General features: G+C 72.1%; 14 protein-coding genes and 2 pseudogenes. 4 read left to right on the top strand and 12 right to left on the bottom strand.

Annotation, left to right across the window (positions count from 1 at the left end):
* Positions 1-5 precede the first annotated feature (5 nt).
* A complete protein-coding gene (locus AC38ZX_RS15510; RefSeq protein WP_426592803.1) occupies positions 6-1034 on the top strand; it encodes a LacI family DNA-binding transcriptional regulator in 1029 nt (342 codons plus the stop codon).
* Between the two features lie 70 nt (positions 1035-1104).
* Here the strand turns inward: AC38ZX_RS15510 and AC38ZX_RS15515 are convergent, their stop codons facing one another.
* On the bottom strand, positions 1105-4209 hold the full coding sequence (locus AC38ZX_RS15515; RefSeq protein WP_491295098.1) for a bifunctional proline dehydrogenase/L-glutamate gamma-semialdehyde dehydrogenase: 3105 nt from the start codon (positions 4207-4209) through the stop codon (positions 1105-1107).
* 287 nt (positions 4210-4496) lie between these two features.
* Between AC38ZX_RS15515 and AC38ZX_RS15520 the strand changes: the two are divergent.
* Positions 4497-5766 (top strand): annotated as a pseudogene (locus AC38ZX_RS15520) (Glu/Leu/Phe/Val family dehydrogenase).
* Between the two features lie 46 nt (positions 5767-5812).
* On the top strand, positions 5813-6871 hold the full coding sequence (locus AC38ZX_RS15525; protein ID WP_491295099.1) for an LLM class flavin-dependent oxidoreductase: 1059 nt from the start codon (positions 5813-5815) through the stop codon (positions 6869-6871).
* A 281-nt stretch (positions 6872-7152) separates the two neighbouring features.
* On the opposite strand, the gene AC38ZX_RS15530 is transcribed toward AC38ZX_RS15525, so the two are convergent.
* The 11 genes and pseudogenes from AC38ZX_RS15530 to AC38ZX_RS15580 all read right to left on the bottom strand — a co-directional run bounded on the left by AC38ZX_RS15530 (position 7153) and on the right by AC38ZX_RS15580 (position 16633).
* Entirely contained in the window at positions 7153-7332 is a 180-nt protein-coding gene (locus AC38ZX_RS15530; RefSeq protein WP_491295100.1) for an META domain-containing protein, read from the bottom strand.
* Positions 7333-7351: 19 nt separating this feature from the next.
* Positions 7352-7510, bottom strand: coding sequence for an META domain-containing protein (locus AC38ZX_RS15535; RefSeq protein WP_491295101.1), 159 nt, complete (start codon positions 7508-7510; stop codon positions 7352-7354).
* 53 nt (positions 7511-7563) lie between these two features.
* Positions 7564-8265, bottom strand: a complete 702-nt coding sequence (gene hemQ / locus AC38ZX_RS15540) for a hydrogen peroxide-dependent heme synthase (RefSeq protein ID WP_491295102.1) — start codon at positions 8263-8265, stop codon at positions 7564-7566.
* A gap of 32 nt (positions 8266-8297) precedes the next feature.
* Positions 8298-9443 (bottom strand): ferrochelatase, encoded by a 1146-nt coding sequence (locus AC38ZX_RS15545; protein WP_491295103.1) that lies wholly within the window; start codon positions 9441-9443, stop codon positions 8298-8300.
* A gap of 85 nt (positions 9444-9528) precedes the next feature.
* Positions 9529-10533, bottom strand: a complete 1005-nt coding sequence (locus AC38ZX_RS15550; RefSeq protein ID WP_426592811.1) for a carbohydrate ABC transporter permease — start codon at positions 10531-10533, stop codon at positions 9529-9531.
* Complete coding sequence (locus AC38ZX_RS15555; RefSeq protein WP_491295104.1) at positions 10530-11465, bottom strand: carbohydrate ABC transporter permease; 936 nt, start codon at positions 11463-11465, stop codon at positions 10530-10532. The genes AC38ZX_RS15550 and AC38ZX_RS15555 overlap by 4 nt, the downstream gene beginning before the upstream one ends.
* Positions 11466-11568: 103 nt before the next feature.
* Positions 11569-12288, bottom strand: coding sequence for an extracellular solute-binding protein (locus AC38ZX_RS15560; protein ID WP_491297448.1), 720 nt, complete (start codon positions 12286-12288; stop codon positions 11569-11571).
* Positions 12218-12973, bottom strand: coding sequence for an ABC transporter substrate-binding protein (locus AC38ZX_RS15565; RefSeq protein ID WP_491295105.1), 756 nt, complete (start codon positions 12971-12973; stop codon positions 12218-12220). The genes AC38ZX_RS15560 and AC38ZX_RS15565 overlap by 71 nt, the downstream gene beginning before the upstream one ends.
* A 94-nt stretch (positions 12974-13067) precedes the next feature.
* Positions 13068-14741 (bottom strand): glycoside hydrolase family 13 protein, encoded by a 1674-nt coding sequence (locus tag AC38ZX_RS15570; protein ID WP_491295106.1) that lies wholly within the window; start codon positions 14739-14741, stop codon positions 13068-13070.
* A gap of 293 nt (positions 14742-15034) precedes the next feature.
* A pseudogene (locus tag AC38ZX_RS15575) lies at positions 15035-16059 on the bottom strand (LacI family DNA-binding transcriptional regulator).
* 67 nt (positions 16060-16126) lie between these two features.
* Positions 16127-16633, bottom strand: coding sequence for a MarR family winged helix-turn-helix transcriptional regulator (locus tag AC38ZX_RS15580; RefSeq protein WP_491295107.1), 507 nt, complete (start codon positions 16631-16633; stop codon positions 16127-16129).
* 84 nt (positions 16634-16717) lie between these two features.
* Between AC38ZX_RS15580 and AC38ZX_RS15585 the strand changes: the two genes are divergently transcribed.
* Complete coding sequence (locus AC38ZX_RS15585) at positions 16718-17305, top strand: NYN domain-containing protein (RefSeq protein ID WP_491295108.1); 588 nt, start codon at positions 16718-16720, stop codon at positions 17303-17305.
* Positions 17306-18305: the final 1000 nt, after the last annotated feature.

Genomic DNA, 18305 nt, shown 5'->3' on the forward strand with positions numbered 1-18305 from the left:
AGAACGTGACGCAACAGATCGAGGACGGGCGCCCTCCGGCGCCCACGCTCGAGCAGGTGGCGGAGCGCGCAGGGGTGTCTCGCTCGACGGCGTCGCGCGCCATCAACGGGGGCCTGCGGGTGTCCCCCGAGGCGCAGGCCTCGGTCGAGCTGGCCGTCGCCGACCTCGGCTACACGCCCAACCGTGCAGCCCGGTCGCTGGTCACCCGACGCACCGACTCGATCGCCCTGGTGGTGCCCGAGCCCGACGAGCGCGTCCTGTCGGACCCGTTCTTCGCCGGCACCCTGAACGGCCTGAGCACGTCGCTGGCCGACTCCGACGTCCAGGTGGTCCTGGTCATCGCCCGACCCGGCGAGTCCGAGCGCACCGTGCGGTACCTGCGCAACGGGCACGTCGACGGCGCGATCGTGGTGTCGCACCACCGCAACGACGAGCTCGATCGCGCGCTGCAGGCGTCCCGCGTGCCCAACGTGTTCGTCGGCCGGCCGCTGTCCGCCGACGACCGTGGCGTCCAGTACGTCGACACGGACAACGTCGAGGGTGGCCGGATCGCCACGCAGCACCTCATCGAGCGCGGCTACAAGCGCATCGGCACCATCGCCGGCCCCCAGGACATGTCAGGCGGGATCGACCGTCTGGCCGGCTGGCGCAGCGCCATGGCGGCGGCCGGGATGGCCGACGACGCGATCGCGTACGGCGACTTCACGCTGGCATCCGGCACGGCCGCCGCACGCGAGATCCTCGCCCGGTTCCCCGACATCGACGCCCTGTTCATCGCCTCCGACCTCATGGCCGCCGGCGCGCTCGGCGTGCTGGCGGAGCAGGGCAAGGAGGTGCCCGGGGACGTCGCCGTCGTCGGCTACGACAACCTCGGCGTCGCCGCGTCGACCGTCCCGCCGCTGACCAGCGTGATCCAGCCTGTCGTCGCCATGGCCCGCGCCGCAGGCGCCCGCCTGCTCGCCCAGCTGAACGGCGCACCCCCGACCGAGCCACTGATCTTCGCCCCCGAGCTGGTCATCCGCGCCTCGGCGTAGGCCCGAGCGCGCCGTTGCGCGGGTCGTTCACGCGCGCAACGCACACGTCGTGGACCTGGGGCGGACTCGCTCAGGCGCTCTCGGTCGACGGCGGAACGTGGCCGAAGCGGTGCAGGGTGCGGCTGACGGACTGTTCACGGACGACCGTCAGGAGCTCGCGGGCGGCGCTGGCCACGACCGGGGCGTCCAGCACCGTCACCTCCCCCAGACGCGTCACGGCCGCCTCCCGCAGGCCCGGTGCGTCACCGACCACGCGGACGCGGCCCGTGACCCACCCGTCGCGGACGCGAGCGGCGAACCGCTCGTGCGGCTCGGTCTGGATCGTGCTGACGGTGACGCGCACGCCCGCGGTCGCGGCCGCGTGCCGGACCCTCGCGACGTGCGACGCCCGCGCGCCGTCGCCGACCCGGACGGTCAGCAGCGGGACGGGTCGGTAGCGCAGGATGTTCGCCTCGACGCGCAGGGCGGACGGGTCGTGCTCGAGCGAGAAGTCGGACGCCCAGACCCGGTCGTCGTCGGCCGCCGCCCAGGCGAGCCACGCGTCCTCGGGCGTGGGGACGTCGGGCCCGTCGGACCATGCTCCGATCTGCGCGACGTACGCCGGCCCACCCGCCTTGGCGCCGGGCCCGACGGTCGAGGCCTTCCAGCCGCCGAAGGGCTGGCGGCGCACGACCGCGCCCGTGATGTGCCGGTTGATGTACGCGTTGCCCACCTGGACGCGGTCCAGCCAGCGCGTGATCTCGGCCTCCTCGAGCGAGTGCAGCCCGCCCGTGAGGCCGAACGGGACGGCGTTCTGGGCATCGATGGCGGCGTCCAGGGTCTCGACGAACATGATCCCGAGCACCGGCCCGAAGCACTCGGTGGTGTGGAACCAGGAACCGCTCCGGACGCCGAACTTCACGCCCGGCGACCAGAGCCGGCCCTCGTCGTCCAGGCGGCGGGGCTTGATGAGCCAGGACTCCCCCTCGTCCAGCGTCGTCAGCGCGCGCAGCAAGCTGCCGCTCGCCGGTTCGGTCAGGGGGCCCACCAGGTTCCCCAGGTCGGTCGACGGGCCGACGCGCAACGACGAGACCGCGTCCGCGAGCTGACGGCGCAGGCGGTCCGAGCGGCCGGCGGTGCCGACGAGGATCGCCAGCGACGCGGCCGAGCACTTCTGACCGGCGTGCCCGAACGCGGACCGCACGAGGTCGGCCACGGCCAGGTCGACGTCCGCGGACGGCGTGATGACCAACGCGTTCTTGCCCGAGGTCTCGGCGAGCACGTCGAGCGACGGGCGCCATCCGGCGAACAGGCGGGCGGTCTCGATCGAGCCCGTCAGCAGGACGCGGGCCACCGAGGGGTGGGTGACCAGGTGCCGGCCGACCTCCCCCTCCGGGCTGAGCACCACGGTCAGCGCGCCGGGCGCGTCCAGCCCGCGCTGGATCGCGGCCATCGCCACCTGCCCGCACAGCGGCGTCTGCGGCGCGGGCTTGACCAGCACCGGGCTTCCCGCGGCCAGCGAGGCGAGGACGGAGCCGACCGGGATCGCCACCGGGAAGTTCCAGGGCGGGGTCACGACGGAGATGCCGACCGGCGTGTGCACCGCCCCGCGGACCTGGGCGAGAGCGGCCGCGGAGTCCGCGTAGTAGCGCGCGAAGTCGACCGCCTCGCTGACCTCCGGGTCGGCCTCGGCCACGGTCTTGCCCGCCTCGTGGACCATCGCCGCGACGAGGTCGGCGCGGGCCTCCTCCAGCGACTCGGCGACCCGGAGCAGCGCCTTCGCGCGGTCGGCGGGAGACACCGACGCCCACGCCGGAGCCGTCGCGACCGCGCGTGCGACGAGCGCGTCGACCTCCTCGACGGTCGAGACGACCACCGCCCCCGGCGGCGGCTCGATCTCGCGCTCGACGATGCCCCGCGCCCACGCCCGCGCCAGGGCGGCCGCGGGGTCGGTGTCCGACGTGTTCGCGAAGGCGTCGGAGAAGTCCAGCGGCGGTCGGGCCACCCGGCGCGGCTCGATCGACGGAAGGAGCCGGTCCCGGTACGCGACGACGAAGGCGGCCTCCTGGGCGTCCATCGCGGCCTCGTCGGCGAACAACGCGTGCAGGAAGTTCTGGCTGGCGGCGTTCTCCTCGAGCCGACGCACCAGGTAGGCGATGGCGACGTCGAAGTCGCCCCGCGCGACCACGGGCGTGTAGAGCAGGACCGAGCCGACCGTGTCGCGCACGGCCCTGGCCTGCGCGGGGGCCATGCCCTGCAGCATCTCGACGTCGAGCGCCTCGCCGATCCCGCGCTCCTGCGCGATCAGGTGCGCGGCGGCGACGTGGAACAGGTTGTGGCTGGCGACGCCCACCCGCAGGTGCCGGGTCCGCTCCGGCGACAGGGCCCGGTCGACCAGCCGGAGGTAGGCGGCGTCGACCTCGGCCTTCGTCGTGTACGGCGCCTGCGGCCAGCCGTGCAGCTCGGACTCCACCTGCTCCATCGCGAGGTTGGCACCCTTGACCAGCCGCACCTTGAGGCGGGCGTCCCCGGACCGGCCCCCTGCGACGGACGTGAGCTCGTCGAGCGCGTCGGACGCGTCGGGCAGGTAGGCCTGCAGCACGATCCCCATCGGCGCGTCCGCGAGCTCGGGGTCGGACGCGAGCCGCTCGAACACCCGGACCGTCAGCGCGAGGTCTCGGTACTCCTCCATGTCGAGGTTGAGGAACGTCCCGCTACGGGCGGCCGAGAGGTACAACGGTCGCAGCCGCTCGACCACCCGCGCCACGGACCCCTCGGTGTCCCAGGTCGAGAGCTGGCTGGCTACCGCGGAGACCTTCACCGACACGTAGTCGACGCCCGGTCGCTCGACGAGCGCCGTCACCCGGGCGAGCCGGGCGACCGCCTCGCGCTCGCCGAGCACCGCCTCCCCCAACAGGTTCAGGTTGAGCCGGAAGCCGTCGGCACGCGTCCGGGCGAGGTGCTTGGCCAGCCCCGGACCGTCGTCGGCGACCAGATGGCCCACCAGCGACCGCAGCCGCTCGCGCGCCGCGGGGACGACGACGGACGGCATCCTCGGCCCGATGCGTGACCCGATCCCCAGCAACGCCTTGTCGGCGCGGCCCAGGAACCCGGCAGAGGAGGCCGAGAGCTCGGCCAGCTCGCGCGCCGCCACGCGGACGTCCTGCGGCCGGGCCACCCGGTCGACGAACCGCACGGCGAGACTTCGAGCCCCTGCGGATCGGCGACGAGCGCCGCGAGCCGCTCGGTCGTCCTGCGCTCGTGGGCCGACTGCCCCTGCGCGGTCGCCCTGAGCCACTCGCGGGCGAGCCGGACCGCATCGTGCGTGACGTCCTGCGACATGCCGCTCCTTCGTCGGGAATCCGCCCAGTCTCTGCCCTCGGCAGCCGGAGGGCCAGATCAGTGAGCCCGTAGCGTGGACGCCGGCGGCTCGCCCCTCGGGCGTCCCGTGCGCGCGCCGCGTGAGATGACAAGGTGTCCCACGTGACGGACCTCACAGACACCCCAGCACCCGCCAGCCCGCTCGACACCGCCAAGGCGCAGCTCGCGTCCGCGGTCGAGATCCTCGGCTACGGCGAGGGCCTGCACCAGATGCTGGCCACGCCGCGCCGCGAGATGAACGTGGCGGTGCCGCTGCGGCGCGACGACGGTGAGGTCGAGCTGTTCATGGGGTACCGCGTCCAGCACAACATCTCCCGGGGGCCGGGCAAGGGCGGGCTGCGGTACTCCTCCTCGGTCGACATCGACGAGGTCCGCGCGCTGGCCATGTGGATGACGTGGAAGTGCGCGGTGGTGGACGTGCCGTACGGCGGCGCCAAGGGCGGCGTGACCATCGATCCGCGGCAGCACTCGATGCAGGAAGCTCGAACGCGTGACGCGCCGCTACACCAGCGAGATCATGCCGATCATCGGTCCGGAGCGCGACATCATGGCGCCGGACATCGGGACCAACGAGCAGACCATGGCGTGGGTGATGGACACCTACTCGGTGAGCCAGGGCTACACGATCCCGGGCGTCACCACCGGCAAGCCCGTGGCCGTCGGCGGCTCGCTCGGTCGGGCCACGGCCACCTCCCGCGGCGTGGTGCACGCCGCGGCCGCGGCGCTCGGGGACGCTGGGGTCCAGCTCAGCGAGGTCAGCGCGGCCGTCCAGGGCTTCGGCAAGGTCGGGTCGCACGCGGCCCGGTTCCTGCACGACGCCGGGACGCGGGTGGTCGCCGTGTCCGACGAGACCGGCGGGGTGTTCCGCAGCGACGGCCTCGACATCGCGAAGCTGTTCCGGCACGTCGAGCTGACCGGCCACGTCGTCGGCTTCGACGGCGGCGACCCCATCGACAACACCGAGCTCCTGGCCCTCGACGTCGACGTGCTCGTCCCGGCGGCGGTCGAGGGCGTCCTGGACGCCGAGACCGCGGTCAACGTCAAGGCGCGCTGGGTGGTCGAGGGCGCCAACGGGCCGACCACCAGCGAGGGCGATCGCATCCTCGGCGAGCGCGGCGTCGTCGTCGTGCCCGACATCCTCGCCAACGCCGGCGGCGTCGTCGTGTCCTACTTCGAGTGGGTGCAGGCCAACCAGGCGTACTGGTGGACGGAGCGCGAGATCGAGGACCGTCTGGAGCACCGGATGATCACGGCCCACCGGGCCGTCGCCGCGCTCGCGCAGGCTGAGTCGATCTCGCTGCGCGACGCGGCGCTGACGATCGGGGTCCGACGGGTCGCGGAGGCGCACCAGATCCGGGGCCTCTACCCCTGAGGGAGTACCCGGGGCGCGCCGAGCGTTACGACTCGACGTGACTCCCGTGCCTCTCTCCGTCCTCGACACCGCCCCCGTCTCGGTCGGCCAGTCCTCCGGCGACGCCCTCGCCGCGTCGACGGCCCTGGCCCGCACGGCCGAGGAGGCCGGCTACCTGCGGTTCTGGGTGGCCGAGCACCACTCCATGGCGGCCGTCGCGTCCACCTCGCCGGGCGTGCTGCTCGCGCACCTGGCGGCCTCCACCGACCGCATCCGCGTCGGGTCCGGCGGGGTCATGCTGCCCAACCACCCGTCGTTGGTGGTGGCGGAGCAGTTCGCGATGCTCGAGGCGCTGCACCCCGGCCGCGTCGACCTCGGCATCGGCCGTGCGCCCGGCGCCGACCCGATGACGGCCGCCGCTCTGCGTCGCACGGTGGACGGACTGGGTGCCGACGACTTCCCCGCCGAGCTCATCGACGTGCTCGTCCTGCTCGGCGTCCCGGTGACCGGTCACGCTGGTTCGCTCCGGGCTTCCCGTCTCTCCGCGACGCCCGCCGCGACCTCGGCCCCCGAGGTCTGGCTGCTCGGGTCGTCGCTGTTCAGCGCCCAGCTGGCCGGCCAGCTCGGCCTGCCGTTCTCGTACGCGAACCACTTCAACACCGGGCTCACGCTCCAGGCCGCCGACGCCTACCGCACCTCGTTCCGGCCGTCGGCCGTCCTCGACAGCCCGCACCTCATGGTCTCGGCGTCGGTCCTCGTGGCCGGGTCCGACGAGGAGGCGCTCTACCTCGCCGGCCCCAGCCGCGTGATGGCGCTCTCCCTGCGGTCCGGCCGCCCGCTCGGCCCGATCGTCTCCCCCGAGGACGCCGCCGCGGTGCTGGGCGAGATCGACCCCGTCCAGGCGGCGGAGTTCTTCGAGAAGTTCCCCGGCACGCAGATCGCGACGACGGCCGACCGCGCCGTCGACGAGCTGGCCGCACTGGTGGACCGCACGCAGGCCGACGAGCTGATGCTCACCGGCACCGCCTTCGACCTCGCCACCCGCCAGCACACGATCGAGGCCATCGCCGCCCGCTGGCCGGCCGCCGTGGCGCCGGTCGGCGCTCAGACGACCGCACGCCCCTAGCCGCACCCCGAACGGGTGCTGCCCCGCTGGCGCGCCCGTGCTCTAGCGTTCGGGGATGTCCGGACGCTGGGGTTGGCTCGGGGCGGCGGTCGTCGCCGGCCTCGTGATCGCGCTGCTGTTCGTCGTGCGTACCGGCACTGCGCTGCCGCTGCGGACGGTCCCGACCAGACGGCGACCTGCACGACGGAACCCATGCTCGGCAACGGGCCGACCTGGACGTTCGCGGTGCTCATCGGTCTGTTCGTCGGGTGGTGCCTCGTGCACCTCGTCGCGCCGCGGCGCTAGACGGGATCCCGGCCCATCGTCGCCTCGCGGACCAGGGTCGCCGCGCCGCCCGAGCCGTCCAGCTCGATGGTGTCGCCGTCGGGGGCGATGACCTCGACCGGGTCGGCGAGCAGGCGCAGGATCCGCTGCTCGCAGGTCGTCGCCTCGGGCGGGCCGGCCATCATCGTCGAGACCATCGGCCCGAAGACGAGGCGCCTACCGGCCAGCCCACGTGCCTCGCACGCGGTTGACCCCGGCGTCGCCGTACACCTGCCCGTCGCCGTCGAACGTCAGGAAGGGCGCCGAGCGCAGCCCCGCCGTGACGTCCGCACCCTGCACCGCCGTGAACCGCCATGTCCCCGCGAGCTCGACCATGACCCGATCATGGCACCGCCGCAGGGCGTGGGCGCCCCCGCGCGAGGACCGGCTCAGCCGCGCGGCTGCCGGTCCGCCCAGGCCTGGAGCGTGACACGCGGGCCCGTGTAGAACGGGACCTCCTCGCGCACGTGCCGGCGGGCGTCGGTGGCACGCAGGTCGCGCATGAGGTCGACGATCCGGTGCAGCTCCGGCGCCTCGAACGCGAGGATCCACTCGTAGTCGCCCAGCGCGAACGCGGACACGGTGTTGGCGCGGACGTCCGCGTAGCCGCGGGCGGCCTGGCCGTGCTCGACGAGCATGCGTCGCCGGTCGTCCTCGGGCAGCACGTACCAGTCGTAGGACCGCACGAACGGGTAGACGCACAGGTAGTCGCCGGCCGGCTCGCCCGCCAGGAACGCCGGGACGTGGGACCGGTTGAACTCGGCGGGGCGGTGCAGCCCGACCACGGACCACACGGGCAGCAGGTGGCGGCCGAGGTCGGTGGCCCGGAACCGCTGGTAGGCGCCCTGCACCTCCTCGACGGTCTCGGCGTGCCACCAGACCATGAGGTCGGCGTCGGCCCGCAGCCCGCCCACGTCGTACCAGCCGCGGATCACCAGGCCGTCGTCGGCCACCGCGCTCAGCGCGTCGTCGATGAGGTCGCCGCGGTCGCGGTCGCTCTGCGGCAGCACCTCCTCGAGCGCGAAGACGGTCCACATGGTGTAACGGACGGTCGCGTTGAGGGCTTCGGCATCAGCACTGTCGTGCGTCATCGCAGGATCTCCAGGTCGTCGAAGAAGGAGGGTCAGGACAGCGGTTCGGTGGAGCAGGCGGCGGGGATGCCGCTCGGCCGGCCGGCGCGCATCAGGCAGCAGCCCGGGCGGCAGACGTCCCGGAACGCGGGAAGGGTGCCGACGGACACGTCGGGCGACGGTTCCAGGCCGGCATCGAGGGCACGGGCCGAGGCGGCACGCTCGACGACGAGGTCGACGAGCCCGCGCACGAACGGCTCGCGCGTCCCCACCGAGTCCGCACGGACCGCGGTCAGGCCGAGCGAGGCGGCGGTCGCGAGCGCCTCGGTGTCCAGGTCGAACGCGACCTCCATGTGGTCGGAGACGAACCCGACCGGCGACAGGACCACCGAGGTGACCCCGTCGGCGGCGAGCGCGGTGAGGTGGTCGTTCACGTCGGGCTCGAGCCACGGCTGGCTGGGCGGACCAGACCGCGAGCAGTAGGCCAGGTCCCAGGCGACCGGGTGCCCGAGGCGCTCCGAGGCACCCGCCGCGACGAGTGCCGCGACGTCGAGGTGCTGCGCGCTGTACGCCGCGCCCGAGACGGCGGAGGCCTCCTCCATGGTGTCCGGGATCGAGTGCGTGACGAACACCAGCCGCGCGTCGGACGGGACGCCTCCGTACGCCTCGACCACCGCGTCGATGTTCGCCTCGACGAAGCCCGGGTGGTTGAAGTACGAGTGGACCTTGTCGACGACGAGGGGGTGCTCACCGTCCGGGAGCCCGAGGTCGTCGGCCAGCATGTCCAGCGACGCCCAGAGGTCCTCGCGGTACTGCCGGCAGCCGGAGTAGGACGAGTACGCGCTGGTCACGATCGCGAGGAGGCGCCGCGCGCCGTCGGCGTGCGCGGCGGCGAGGGCGTCGCGGGTGTACGGCGTCCAGTTGCGGTTGCCCCACACGACCGGCAGATCGAGACCGCGGGCCGCGAGCTCGCCCTCCAGCGCCTTCTTGAGCGCCAGGTTCTGCCCGTTGATCGGGCTGGCCCCCCCGAAGTGGTGATAGTGCTCCGCGACGACCGCCAGGCGTTCGTCGGGGATGTTCTTGCCCGCCGTGACGTTGCGCAGGAACGGCAGGACGTCGTCCGGGCCGTCGGGGCCGCCGAACGAGAAGAGCAGGAGGGCGTCGTACGGGGAGGTGTCGGGAACCACGGGAGCGATCATCCCACCCGGGCACGGACGCGCCCGGCGGTCGGGGGACCACCGGGCGCGTGAGATTGTCGGGACGCGTTGTCAGAATCGCCGGGCGTCAGCCCTTGACCGCGCCACCGAGGCCGGCGCCGCGCAGGAACATGCGCTGGAAGATCAGGAACATCACGATCGGGATGACGGTCGCGATCGCGTAGGCCGCCATCAGGGTGCCCTTGTCGGTGGTGGCCTCGAGGGACGGCAGGCGCACCGAGAGCGGCTGCAGGTCGGGGTTGCGCAGCACCAGCAGCGGCCACAGGAAGTCCTTCCACGACGCGATGACCGCGAACACGGACACCACGCCGAGGATCGGCTTGCTCATGGGCAGCACGATCGACCAGAACAGCCGGAACGGGCCGGCGCCGTCCATCCGGGCGGCCTCGAACACCTCGCGCGGGAGGTTGTCGAAGAACCGGGCGACGAGCACGACGTTGAACGCGCTCGCGCCGGCAGGCAGCCAGACCGCCCAGTAGGAGTTGACCAGGGAGTGATCGATCAGCGGCGGGTGCAGGATGATCAGGTAGAGCGGCACCAGCAGCACGACGGCCGGCACGAACAGGGTGGCCAGCACGAGCGCCTGCGCATAGCGCGCCCACCGCGGCCGCAGCACCGACAGGACGAACCCGCCGGTGGTCGCGACGATCAGCTGCGAGGCCCACGACCCGATCGCCAGCACGACCGTGTTGACGAAGTACTTGCTGATGTCGATGCCGTACCAGGCGTCGTGCAGGTTGGACCACTTGACGCCGTTGGGGAAGAACGCGAGCGGCGAGCGCAGGATGTCGATCGTCGGGGTGACCGCGAACTTGGCCAGCAGCAGCAGCGGACCGACGCACACGACGACCAGCAGGATCAGCAGCACCACGTGGATGGCGTTCCACGTGCGCCGCACGCGCGGGCGACGCCAGTCGGCGACGGACAGCACGGTGCGGTCGACGTCCTCGCGGACGGCGTCCGTCCGCAGGACCTGCTCCGCGTCGGGGGCCAGCGCGCCGCCCTCGTCGAACGGCGTCTCGGACGCCTCGGGGAGCGGGACGTTGCCGGGGGTCGGCGTGGTGGTGGTCACGAGGTGCTCCAGCTACGGGTGATCCGGAAGTAGATGAGGGACATCACGGCCAGGAACACGGCGAGCATGAGGCTCAGCGCCGTGGCCATGCCGTAGTTCCCGCCGAGGCTGTTCTGGAACGCGTACCGGTACACCAGGAGCAGCACCGTCACGGTCGCGTTGGCCGGACCACCGCCCGTGAACAGGTAGGGCTCGAGGAACACCTGGGCGGTCCCGATGATCTGCAGGATGAAGGTGATGAGCAGGACGCCGCGCAGCTGCGGCATCGTGACGTGCCAGATCTTCCCCCAGATGGAGGCGCCGTCGACCTCGGCCGCGTCGTAGAGCTCGGTGGGCACGCTGGTCAGGGCGGCCAGGTAGATGATCACGGTGCCGCCGGCCGCGGCCCACGTGGCCTCGAGCACGAGCGAGGGCATGGCCGACGTCGCGCTCTGCAACCAGGGTTGGGGTGGTATCCCGACGTAGCCGATGATCGTGTTGAACACGCCCTCGGGCCGCGGGTCGTAGAAGAACTTCCACAGCAGCACCGCGACCACCGGCGGGACCACGACGGGCAGGTAGGCGAGGGCCGAGAAGAGGCCCTTCATGCGTCGGGCCTCGCTCATCAGCACGGCCGCGATCAGCGGGACCGGGTAGCCGAAGATGAGCGCCAGCAGCGCGAAGTAGGCGGTGTTGCGTACGGCGATGGGGAGCACCGGGTCGTCGAAGACCCGCTGGAAGTTCTGCAGGCCTACCCAGGAGGTGGTGATGAGGTTCGTCTTCTGGAAGCTCATCACGACGGCCTTGACGATCGGCGCCCAGGAGAAGACCCCGAAGATGATCAGCATCGGCAGGGCGAACAGGAGCGTGGTCAGCCCGCCGCCCTTGACCCAGGTGACCGGGGAGCGTCTCGCAGATCGTCGCTCTTCGACGACGGCGTCGGTGGTGGTCATCGGGTCCTTCTCTCGGTACGTGACGTTCGGTCGTTCGGCGGCCAGGCGGCGGTCCGACGGTGCCCGACCGGGGATGAACCCGGTCGGGCACCGTCGAGGTGGATCAGCCCGCCTGGTCGATCAGGGCCTGCGACTGCGTGTTCGCTGCAGCCAGCAGCTTGTCGATGTCGGAGTTCGGGTCCGTCATGACGGCCTGGACGATCGGGAAGAGCAGGCCGTAGGTCTCCTGGGTGGCACGCGCCGCCTCAGGGATGACGGGCTGCGTGAACATGACGTCCGTGTAGCCCTTCATGTTGTCGAGCGGGACGTTGACGTAGTCCTTGATCCAGCCCAGCGAGGTCGTGTACTGCTCCTTGCTGAAGATCGGGAGCGTGGGGGTCCCGACGGCCTGCGGCGGGGACTGCTCCGCGAGGATCTTGGCGTCGGCCACGGCCTGGGTCTGGTCGACCAGCTTGGACAGGTACCAGAAGTCGATCCACTTGACCGCGGCGTCCTTCTCCGCGTCGGTCGCCTTCGGGTCGACGGCCGCGTACGTGCCGCCGCCGAGCGTGCCCGAGCTCTTGTCGGACGTGGTGGGCAGCGCCGTCAGCCCGTAGTCCAGGCTGTCCTTGGTGACGCCGTTGTTCTGCACCAGGGCGGTGTAGATGTCGGAGCCGGACGTGTACATGGCGAACTGGCCGGCGGCGAAGTCGCCGTTGATGTCGCCCCAGCCGAGCTGGGTGTTGTCGAACAGCGAGCCGTCCTTCTTGAGGTCAGCCAGGAACTCGAGCGACTGCTTGACCGCCGGGTCCGTGAGCGTGGCCGTGTACTTGCCGTCCTTCAGCGTCTGGGTGCGGCCGCCGCGGGAGTAGGCCGCAGCGGTGAGCCCAGCCGCCCGCGTTGTCCAGCGCCATCATCGCGTAACCGGGCGTGCCGGTCTTGTCGTGGATGGTCTTGGCGTCGGCCCGGATCTCGTCCCACGTCGTCGGCGGCTTGTTCGGGTCCAGACCGGCGTCCGTGAAGAGCTTCCGGTTGTAGTGCAGGGCCACGGCGTAGATCGACTTGGCCGGCACCGCGTAGATCTTGCCGTCGTCGCTCAGGCCGGCCGCCAGGACCTCCTTGTTGAAGTCGTTCGCGTACGAGAGCTGCTTGACCTGGGAGTCGATGTCGGCCAGCTGGCCGTTCTGGATCAGGGTCTTGGTGTCCGTGGCCGGGACCTCGAACACCGTGGGCAGCGTGCCACCGGCGAGGTCGGCCGCGAAGGTCGACGCGAGCCAGTTGTACTCCTGCGTCTTGATCGTGATGTTCGGGTACTTGGCCTCGAACTGCGTGACGCGCTCGTTCAGTGCGTCGACGGCCGTCTGCTCGGCGCCCGGCTGGAGCCCGGCGACCGTGATGGTCACCTTGGCGTCGCCGGACGCGGATGCGGACGAGTCGCCGCTGGAGCTGTCGTTCGAGCTGCACGCGGCCAGCAGGCCGAGGGACAGCGCACCGGCCATGGCGAGCGCGGTGGTGCGTGAGGACCTCATCGTCACTCCTTCGGGAGATAGTCCGAACCTGGCAGGGTGCCGGGTCGGGGTCGTACGGGCGTTCCGTCGGTCTGGTTCGTGCGGGGGCGGGTGTTCAGGGTCGTGCTGTTCGCAACCACGCGGCGGTGTCGCGCGGGAGCAGCCCTGCTTCGAGCGGCGCGCTCGTGAGCAGGATGTCGGTGTGGGCGGGCAGAGGTGCGGGCGCATCGCCCAGGTTGACGACGCACACGAGATCGCCGCGGGCGAAGGCGAGCACGTCGTCGGTGGTGTCGAGCTGGTCGAGCCAGCTCAACGGGCCGTCGCCCAGGGTGGGCTCGGAGCGACGCAGCGCGAGCACGTCGCGGTACAGGTGGAGCGTCGACGCGTGGTCCGACTCCTGTCCCTCGACGGTGAGCGCGCTCCAGCCGGCGGGCTGCGGAAGCCAAGGCTTCGCGGTCGCGCCGGCAGGACTGAACCCGAACGGGGCGGACGTCCCGGACCAGGGCAGCGGCACGCGGCAGCCGTCCCGGCCGGGGTCGACGCCCTCGGATCGGAAGTGCATGGGGTCCTGCAGCAGCTCCAGCGGCAGGTCCTCCACCTCGGGCAGACCCAGCTCGTCGCCCTGGTAGATGTACAGGGAGCCGGGCAGCGCCGCGGTGAGCATCGCAGCGGCCCTGGCGCGGCGCAGGCCGACCGTGAGGTCCGTCGTCGTGCCGAACCGCTTGGCGGTGAACGCGAACGAGCTGTCCTCGCGGCCGTACCGGGTGACCGGCCGCGTGACGTCGTGGTTGGACAGGACCCACGTGGCCGGCGCACCGACCGGGCCGTGCGCGGCCAGGGTCAGCTCGATCGACTCGCGCAGCTCCTTGGCGTCCCACGGACGGGCCATGAAGTCGAAGTTGAAGGCCGTGTGCATCTCGTCGGGGCGCAGGTACAGCGCGAACCGGTCGGTGTCGCGGAGCCAGACCTCGCCGACGAGGACGCGCGTGCCCGCGTAGGAGTCGGCGACGGCGCGCCAGCTGCGGTAGACGTCGTGCAGCTCGTCGCGGTCCACGTGCGGGTGCTCGCCGGGACCGGGGTGCTCGGGCACCTCGGGCAGTTCCGGGTCCTTGATGAGCAGGGCGGCCGAGTCGATCCGGATGCCGGCCACGCCGCGGTCGAACCAGAAGCGCAGGACGTCCTCGAACTCCGCGACGACCTCCGGGTGGCTCCAGTTGACGTCCGGTTGGGCCGGCGCGAACAGGTGCAGGTACCACTCGCCGGGGGTGCCGTCGGGGTTCGTCGTGCGCGTCCAGGTGCTGCCCTGGAAGTCGGAGACCCAGTGGGTGGGGATCTCGTCGCCGTTCTCACCCTTGCCCGGGTGGAACCAGAACCGGGCACGCTCCGGCGAGCCGGGACCCGCGGCGAGGGCCGCCTGGAACCACGCGTGCTGGTCGGAGACGTGGTCGGGGACGACGTCGATGATCGTGCGGATCCCCAGCGTGAGGGCCTCGTCGATCAGCCGCTCGGCCTGTGCGATCGTGCCGAACGCGGGGTCGATGGCCCGGTAGTCGGCCACGTCGTAGCCGCCGTCGGCCAGCGGGGAGACATACCAGGGGGTGACCCAGATCGCGTCCACGCCGAGGTCCCGCAGGTACGGCAGGCGCTGACGCAGGCCCTCCAGGTCGCCGGTGCCGTCACCGTTCCCGTCCGCGAAGCTGCGCGGGTAGACCTGGTAGATCACCGCACCGCGCCACCACTGGGGGTCGGTCTCGGGTTGAGGCTGCGTCACTGCGGTCTCGTCTCTCATGTGCCATCGCCAACGTCATCGTCGCGAGATGGACACTAAAGGACTCGACTGAAAGTACGCAAGAACCTGACAGTCTAGTTATCGAAGTGTGACCAAACGGAGGCCGTAACTCGATGAGTTCGCGCCAGCCAGCGGCAGGTCGAGACCCGGGCCCCGCCGCCGGACGGCGTCGAGGGGTTCGGGCGCGTCGGCAGCCGGGTCCGCGACGGGCGCGCCGGGGCTGCCACGATCTCGTGGAGCGCCCCACGGCCTGCCTCGCACCGCGAGGTGACGATCGCGAGACGACCGTGCGCCTACACCGCCGCGACGTGCCGCACGCGCGCCGGACCGGTCGAGCCGCGCACCACGAGCTCGGGCTCGAACAGGAAGTCGTCGTGCGGGACCGCGGCGCCGTGGATCTGGCTGACCAGCAGGTCGATCGCGGCCCGGCCCATCGGCTCGATCGGCTGGCGCACCGTGGTGAGCGGTGGCTCGGTGCAGCTCATGAAGGCGGAGTCGTCGTACCCGACCACTGAGACGTCGTCCGGGACGTTCAGACCCGCGCGGCGCGCGGCCCGGATCACGCCGAGCGCCAACGGGTCGCTCGCGCACACGATCCCGGTGACGCCCTCGCGGAGCAGCCGGTTGCCCGCGGCCTGCCCGCTCTCGAGCGAGTAGGCGCTGCGGACCACGTGCGACTCGTTGAGCTCCAGGCCCAGCCGCCGCATGATCACCTGCGCCGCGCGCAGCTTCGCTCCGAGGGGACGTGGTCGATCGGCCCCAGGACCAGGCCGATCGTCGCGTGCCCGAGCGACGCCAGGTGCCCGATCGCCTGCTCGATCGCCACCTCGTCGTCGCACGACACGCGCGGGAACGGCAGCTCTTCGATGGACGCGTTGATGAGCACGACGGGCAGGTTCCGACCCGTCAGACGCTCGTAGTGCTCGTGCGTGGCGTCGCGCTGGGCGTAGTGGCCGCCCGCGAACACGATGCCCGAGACCTGCTGCCCCAGGAGCAGCTCGACGTAGTCGGCCTCGGACACGCCGCCGGCCGTCTGCGTGCACAGCACGGGCGTGAACCCCTGCTGCGCGAGCGCTCCGCCGACCACCTCGGCGAACGCGGGGAAGATCGGGTTCTGCAGCTCGGGCAGGACGAGCCCGACCAGTCGGGCCCGCTCGCCGCGCAGCTTGGTGGGCCGTTCGTAGCCAAGGACGTCGAGCGCGGTCAGGACCGCCTCGCGGGTGGACTCGGACACTCCGGGCTTGCCGTTGAGCACTCTGCTCACGGTTGCCTCGGAGACACCAACCTTGCGCGCTACCTCTGCGAGTCGCCGTGACATGTGCGTCATCGTACGCGCCGTGACGCAAACCGCTTGCAGGGAGTTGCAAGTGCAGCACAGCAGTGTGTCACGGGGTCCCGGGCGTCGGATCGGGGATGTCGGCCTGCGCCGACCGGGGCTTGTCGGTGAGCGCGCGCAGGGTGGCCAGCTCCTCGGAGTCCAGGGCCCCGCCGACGAGGTGCCGGATGCTGCGCACGTGTCGTCGGCCGATCTCGCGCTGCATCCGCCCACCCTCGGGCGTCAGGGTGACCAGCACGCCCCGGGCATCGCCCTCGACCGGCCCGCGCGTGACCAGCCCGTCGTGCTCCAGCCGCTCGACCATCCGGGACAGGCTCGGCTGGGTGAGGAGGCTGCCCTCGCCCAGTTCCCGCAGCCGCGCCGCGCCGCCCGGGCAGCCCGAGAGCGTGAACAGCACGTCGTACTCGCGGATCGTCAGGGGTCCCCACACGTCGTCGCGCTGGAAGCGGCGCATCAACGCCACCTGGGCGCGGAACAGCGACTCCCACGCCTGCGCCGCCTCGCGCGTCCCCGGCAGGTCCGTGCTCTCGCTCACCGCGCTCCCCTTCGTGTCCATGCGTACGTATGCATCCTCAACAGGTCGCGGGCCGACCCTGTTCCGGACCGCACCCCGCGATCCACCTGCCGATACGCTCGGGCGATGAGCACCGAGGCCGCCCCGCGCACGAGTGGTGGAACGACGTACCTGCTGGTCGACGGCGAGAACATCGACGCCACCCTCGGCTCGTCGATCCTCGGCGGCAGGCCGACCCCGGAGCAGCGGCCGCGCTGGGAGCGCGTGCTCACCTTCGCGCAGCAGACGTGGGACCAGCCGGTCAAGGCCCTCTTCTTCCTCAACGCGTCGAGCGGCTCGCTCCCGATGTCGTTCGTCCAGGCGCTCCTGGCCATCGGCTTCCAACCGATCCCGCTGTCGGGCGAGTCGTGGGAGAAGGTCGTCGACATCGGCATCAAGCGGACGCTCGAGGCCATCGCGACCCGCCCCGGCGACGTGCTCCTGGCCAGCCACGACGGCGACTTCGCGCCCGAGCTCGAGGTCCTGGTGGACGACGAGCAGCGTCGGGTGGGCCTCCTCGCGTTCCGGGAGTTCACCAGCACCCAGCTGGCCGCCCTCACCGCGAAGGGGCTCTCGACCTTCGACCTCGAGGGCGACGTCGCGGCGTTCAACGTCCAGCTGCCGCGCCTGCGGATCATCCCGCTCGAGGAGTTCGACCCGCTGCGTTACCTCTGACGGGTGACCGGAGGCCCACAGCGGGGTCTCAGGTTACGGACCGGTAACAATGTATGTAGTACCGGCCACCAGTTACCTAGTACCGCATGGCTCAGGTGTCGCGCCGGGTGCTAGACAGTGCCCGGGTTCCGCCCGAGGGTCCGGTTCGCAACGCGCTCAACGGCGATCGCGAGCGCGGACCGCTCCTTCCGGCGGACCCACTCCCAGCACCTGGTCGAGCGGGGCACGCCCCTGCTCGCCGGCACAACCACGACGGGGTGGTCATGAAGCGGTACATCCTGGCGGGGCTCGTCCTCGCCCTCGTCACGACGGCGGTCGTCCTGTTCGCCTCCCCCGAGCTGCAAGGCGTCGCGCTGCTCGGTGCGGCGCTCGGCGGCACCCTCGGACTCGTCCCGGACCGGTCCCCGGCCCACCGCGTCGGCGGGTTCGCCGTCGGGTTCGTCGCCGCCTGGCTCGGGTACGCGCTTCGCGCCGCCGTGCTGCCGGACGCCACGTCGGGTCGCGCCGTGGCGGTCCTGCTCGTCCTGCTCGCCTGCCTCGCGGTCGCCGCCGGGACCCGCGGTCGCCTGCCCCTGTGGTCCACCCTGCTCGGTGCCGCCGCGCTGACCGGCGCGTACGAGGCGACCTACTCGGCCGACCCGACGGCCTTCGTCGGTTCGTCGGCGACGACGGCGACGTCGATCCTGCTCGCGGCCGGCGCCGGCTTCCTCGCGACCGCGCTGCTGGGGCCGCAGATCGTCCAGGAGCGCGAGCGCGAGCGGGCCGACGACGCCCGCGAGTCGTCTCCGCCCTCCCCTTCGACAACCAGCCGGAGGCCTGACGTGCGCCGCTCCCTGGCCATCGCCGGCGTCGCCGCGGTCCTGCTCCCCCTGACCCTGGGCGCCGCGAGCGCCCCCGCCGCCGCGGCCGACTCCGGCGACGTCGCCGTCACCAACACCGAGACCGTCCAGGCCAAGCTCGACGCGACAGGCACGCTCGTCGAGGCGCGCGTGTACGACCA

This window comes from Cellulomonas sp. McL0606, assembly GCF_058248365.1.